The sequence below is a fragment of the Amycolatopsis sp. NPDC059027 genome (genome assembly GCF_042739735.1).
GTDB lineage: Bacteria > Actinomycetota > Actinomycetes > Mycobacteriales > Pseudonocardiaceae > Amycolatopsis.
In genome coordinates, this window is the sequence record NZ_JBHYIK010000044.1 from 4,594 (window position 1) to 9,393 (window position 4,800).

The 4,800-nt window shown below is 71.1% G+C and carries 4 protein-coding genes; 2 read left to right on the top strand and 2 right to left on the bottom strand.

Going from position 1 to position 4,800, the window contains the following annotated elements; genetic code table 11:
• Nucleotides 1–503: 503 nt before the first annotated feature.
• Entirely contained in the window at nt 504–2,783 is a 2,280-nt protein-coding gene (locus ACFWY9_RS27755) for an AAA family ATPase (RefSeq protein WP_378328815.1), read from the top strand.
• Nucleotides 2,784–2,828: 45 nt separating this feature from the next.
• Here ACFWY9_RS27755 and ACFWY9_RS27760 read toward each other — a convergent pair whose 3' ends face one another.
• The gene (locus tag ACFWY9_RS27760; protein ID WP_378328816.1) at nt 2,829–3,467 is read right to left on the bottom strand and encodes a LytR C-terminal domain-containing protein; all 639 of its coding nucleotides are present in this window, start codon (nt 3,465–3,467) and stop codon (nt 2,829–2,831) included.
• Between the two features lie 82 nt (nt 3,468–3,549).
• Nucleotides 3,550–3,861 carry a DUF3263 domain-containing protein gene (locus tag ACFWY9_RS27765; RefSeq protein WP_378328817.1) on the bottom strand — a complete coding sequence of 104 codons (312 nt, stop codon included), beginning with the start codon at nt 3,859–3,861 and terminating at the stop codon, nt 3,550–3,552.
• 157 nt (nt 3,862–4,018) lie between these two features.
• Here ACFWY9_RS27765 and ACFWY9_RS27770 point away from each other — a divergent pair, with 157 nt between their 5' ends.
• On the top strand, nt 4,019–4,585 hold the full coding sequence (locus tag ACFWY9_RS27770; RefSeq protein ID WP_378328818.1) for a peptide deformylase: 567 nt from the start codon (nt 4,019–4,021) through the stop codon (nt 4,583–4,585).
• The last annotated feature ends 215 nt before the right edge of the window (nt 4,586–4,800 follow it).

Genomic DNA, 4,800 nt, shown 5'->3' on the forward strand with positions numbered 1-4,800 from the left:
CCTCCTTACCGGCACTCAACGCCGGTAAGGAGGCCTTCACGGCATTGGAGGGTTCGCGGGGCGGGCGGCGTGTACGGGCGATGCACCGTGGGGACGCCTTCAGTGCGTTGGCCGCACCGAGGGACGCCTTCGCTGCATTGAGCGCACCAAGGGCGTCCCTCGGCACAAGGCGTCCCCACTCCGGACCCGCACCCCGCCGCACCGCCCATCCCGCCGGTCGTCTGCCCCCGGTCATGCGCCCCAATGTGGCGTTCGCTGCGTCCAACGCACCCAATGCCACATTGGGGCGTTCGGGCCACCTCGGGAAGTGGAGCAAGGGACCTTTGCTATCGCTCCCGCGGCCTGGCGCCGGGCGGCCGGGCGATCGCGGCTACGTCAGCCGGATCTCCCTCGTCGCCGTCGCCTGCGCGACGGCCCCAGCGGTGACCGGCGGCACGCCCGCCGGTCACCGACATCGCCTACTTCGGCGCCTGGGACGCGTCCGCGTCGCTAGGGTGATCGGTGTGAGCGACCCCCAGATCACGTTGACCGTCCGGCACACCCCGTCCGCGTTGGACTCGCGCCGCGGTGTAGTCCGGCTGCACCCCGAGGTGCTCGACGCGCTGGGCCTGCGTGCCTGGGACGCGGTGCATCTCACCGGCGCGCGGGTGAGCGCGGCGCTCGCCGCGCCCGCCGATGACGGCGGCGTGCCGGGGGTGGTGCTCACCGACGACGTCACGATGTCGAACCTCGGCGTGTCCGAGGGCTCGGAGATCGTGGTGGCCCCGGCGGCGGTGTCCGCGGCGAGGACCGTGACGGTCGCGGGATCCCGGCTGGCCAGCGTGTCGGTCCCGCCGCACACGCTGCGGCTGGCGCTGATCGGCAAGGTGCTCACGGTCGGCGACGCGGTTTCGCTGCTCCCCCAGGACCTCGCGCCCCCGGCGGGATCGGACGTCTCCGCCGTCCGCGGGCAGCTGTCGCGGGCGATCGGCGGCACCTGGACCAACGAGCTGCTGACCGTCACCGCGACCGACCCGGCCGGGCCTGTCGCGGTTGGACCGTCCACAGTGGTCAGCTGGCGGGACGGCGCGCGCACCGGCGAACCCGCCACCTCGTCCTCCTCCCCGGCCCGTTCGGCGACCGCGATCGTGCGCAGCACGGCCGTGACCGCGGTCGAGGAGTACATCGAGGCGGAGATCGTCGAGGACGAGACGCTGCCCGAAGTCGTCGAGGCCGTGCCACCGGTCGCCGACCTGGTGGGCGTCGAATCTGCCACGCGCAAGCTCGCCGAATGGTTCGACCTGGCCTTCCATCGGCCGGAACTGCTGGCCAAACTGGGCACGACGGCACACCTCGGCGTCCTGCTGTCCGGGCCGGAAGGCGTCGGCAAGGCCACCATGGTGCGTTCGGTGGCACAGGCGGAGAACGTCGGCGTGGTCTCGCTCGCCGCGCCGAACATCGCCGTGCTGGAGCCGAATGCCGCCGCGGCACGGCTGCGCGAGGCGATCACCTCGGCCGCCTCGGCCGACGGCCCGGCCGTGCTGCTCATCACCGACATCGACGCATTGCTGCCCGCTTCGCAGCCGCCGCCGGTCGCGACCGTGGTGCTGGAGGAACTGCGCGGCGCGTTGCGGCGGGACGGGCTCGCCGTCATCGCGACCACCGCTCGCGCCGAATCGGCCGATCCGCGGCTGCGGGCGGCGGACCTGCTCGACCGCGAGCTGAGCCTGCCGCTGCCGGACGCGCGGACCCGCAAGGAGCTGCTGCTGGTGCTGCTGCGCGACGTCCCGCTGGAGTCCGGTGTGGACCTCGGCGCCATCGCGGAGCGCACACCGGGATTCGTCGCGGCCGACCTGATCGCACTGCGCCGGGACGCGGCACTGCGGGCGGCACTGCGTCAACGCGAGGAGAACGAACCCCGGATCTCCCAACAGGATCTGCTGGACGCGCTGACAACCGTCCGTCCGATTTCGATGTCCACTTCGGACAATCTCGCCACCGGCGGGCTGACGCTGGACGACGTCGGCGACATGACCGACGTCAAGCAGTCGCTCACCGAGGCCGTGCTGTGGCCGCTGCGCTACCCGGATTCCTTCGCGCGGCTCGGTGTCGAGCCGCCGCGCGGCGTGCTGCTGTACGGGCCGCCCGGTGGCGGCAAGACGTTCCTGGTGCGGGCGCTGGCCGGAACGGGCGCGCTCAACGTGTTCGCGGTCAAGGGTGCCGAACTGATGGACAAGTGGGTCGGTGAGTCGGAGCGGGCGGTACGGGAGCTGTTCCGTCGCGCCGCCGAGGCCGCGCCCGCGCTGATCTTCCTCGACGAGATCGACGCGCTCGCGCCGCGCCGCGGGCAGTCGTCGGACTCGGGCGTGTCGGACCGAGTCGTCGCCGCGCTGCTGACCGAACTGGACGGCGTCGAGCCGATGCGCGAGGTCGTCGTCCTCGGCGCCACGAACCGGCCCGAGCTGGTGGACCCGGCACTGCTGCGCCCAGGGCGTTTGGAGCGCCGCGTGTACGTCCCGCCGCCGGACGCCGAGGCCCGTGCCGCGATTCTCGGCGCCAGCGCGCGGAACACGCCACTGGCGTCCGATGTGGACCTCGCCGAGGTCGCGTCCACTCTGGACGGTTACTCGGCGGCGGACTGCGCCGCGCTGATCAGGGAGGCCGCGCTGACGGCGATGCGGGAGTCGCTGGAGGCCACCGAGGTCACCGCCGCCCACCTGGACACGGCCCGCAAGACCGTCCGGCCGTCGCTGGACCCGGTCCAGCTGGCCGAGCTGGAGGCCTACGCGAAGTCCCGCGAGTGACCGCGAAACTCACGCGCCCGGGTATGGGACTCGGGCGCGTGAGTATCAGCTCTTGCCGGACGGGTGGTAGTTGTTCGTCACTATCACGATGACACCGGCGGCGGACCGCTCGATGCCGGGGAAGCGGGGTTCGGCACGCATGCCGAACTCCTTCGCGAGCTGCCTGGCGGCGGCTTCCTCGTCGGTGCCGGGGCGGAAGTACGCGGTGGTCTCCGGGATGACGCCGTCCGGGTAGTTGCTGACGTCCGAGACGGTCCAGCCCGCCTTGCGGAAGTCCTCGGCGGCCCGCTCGGCGAGGCCCTTGATCAAGCTGTTGTTGTAGACGCGCAGGGTGACCCACTTGTTGGACGCCTGCTGGTCACCACCCGGCTGCCCCGGCTGCGGCTGACCGGGCTGACCCGGCTGGCCGGAGGTCGGCGCGCCGCTGCTCGGCGAGGCCGAGGAGGGCGGCGTCGGCGAAGAGGGCGGACCCGAGGACGACGGCGGTGAGGCGGGCGCCGAGGTCGATGGCACCGCGTCGCTCGGAGTGGACGGCGGCGGGGCCGGGCTCGACGCCGCGGTGTTGTTCGACTCACCACCGGTCAGCGCGGACACCCCGCCGATGACCGCGGCGATCACGGCGACACCGATCAGGGCGAGCCCCGCGGCCTTCAGCGGCCGGGAAAGTCCGGAAAACAAGCTCATGCGATCGCCTCGCTCCGCGAGACAGTGTCCAATCCCTTGTCACGCATGAGCATGATGCCCATGATTCGCTCGCAAGCATCGCTCATGGCAGCTCGAACCCCAGCCTCCGGGCGGCCCGGGTGCGCTGGCGGGCCGCGCGGGTCTTGCGCAACCGCTTGACCAGCATCGGGTCGGCCTGGATCGCCGCCTGCTTCTCGAGGAGCTGGTTCAGCACCTGGTAGTAGCGCGTGGTGGACAGCCCGAACCGTTCCCGGATGGCCTGCTCCTTCGCCCCCGCGTACCGCCACCACTGGCGTTCGAAGGCGAGGATGTCGATCTCGCGTTCGGTCAGGCCGTCCACGAGCTCCGGCGGGGACGGCTGTTCCGGCTCAGCCATCGACTCCGCGGCGTCCATCTGACTCCTCGCAATCACTGAGGTGCTAGGCAAATCACAGGGCTGTCGTTCCGCGGCGCCATTACACCACGGAAGCACCGGCCGTCGTGGGCATCCACGTCGGCGCGTCACGGTCTAGGGAAGGTCTACCAGAAGGGTCCGACTAAACTGCCGCCTCGTGACCGTCCATGCCATCCGAATCGCCGGTGACCCCGTGCTGCACAACCCGACTCGGGAGATCACCGAGTTCGACGAGAAGCTGCGCACGCTCACCGAAGACATGTTCGAGACGATGTACGCCGCCGAGGGGGTCGGCCTCGCGGCCAACCAGATCGGCCTCGACCTGCGCCTGTTCGTCTACGACTGCCATGACGACGAGGGCAACCAGTACAAGGGTGTCGTCGTCAACCCGAAGCTCGAGACGTCGGAGATCCCGGAGACCATGCCGGACCCCGACAACGACTGGGAGGGCTGCCTGTCCGCGCCCGGCGAGTCGTACCCGACCGGCCGCGCCTCGTGGGCGAAGGTCACCGGTTTCGACGTCGAGGGGAACCCGATCGAGGTCGAGGGCACCGGGTACTTCGCGCGTTGTTTGCAGCACGAGACCGATCACCTGGACGGCTACATCTACCTCGACCGCCTGGTCGGGCGGCACGCGCGCGCCGCGAAGAAGATGCTGAAGCACAACAAGTGGGGCGTCCCCGGCCTCTCCTGGCTCCCCCCGAAGGACCACTCCGAAGACTGACTCACCGGGGTCGAGCGCCCCAGTGAGGTTTTCTCGGTAGGTGCGGGGGTGCGGTTTTGCTGGTGGGCACCTCCCGGGGGCTTGGTGGTGCGGCGAAGGGGTCCTTCGCGGCGTTGAGCGCTGTGAAGGAGGCCTTCACGGCATGCGGTGGGCCCGGGGCGCGTGTCGCGAACGCTCCGTTCGGGACGCTCATCGTCGGCAACGGAGCGTTCGCG

Excerpts from the sequence above, each read along its gene's own strand:
- ACFWY9_RS27760 (WP_378328816.1), bottom strand. The coding sequence starts at position 3,467 with ATGAGCTTGTTTTCCGGACTTTCCCGGCCGCTGAAGGCCGCGGGGCTC.
- ACFWY9_RS27765 (WP_378328817.1), bottom strand. The coding sequence starts at position 3,861 with ATGGACGCCGCGGAGTCGATGGCTGAGCCGGAACAGCCGTCCCCGCCG.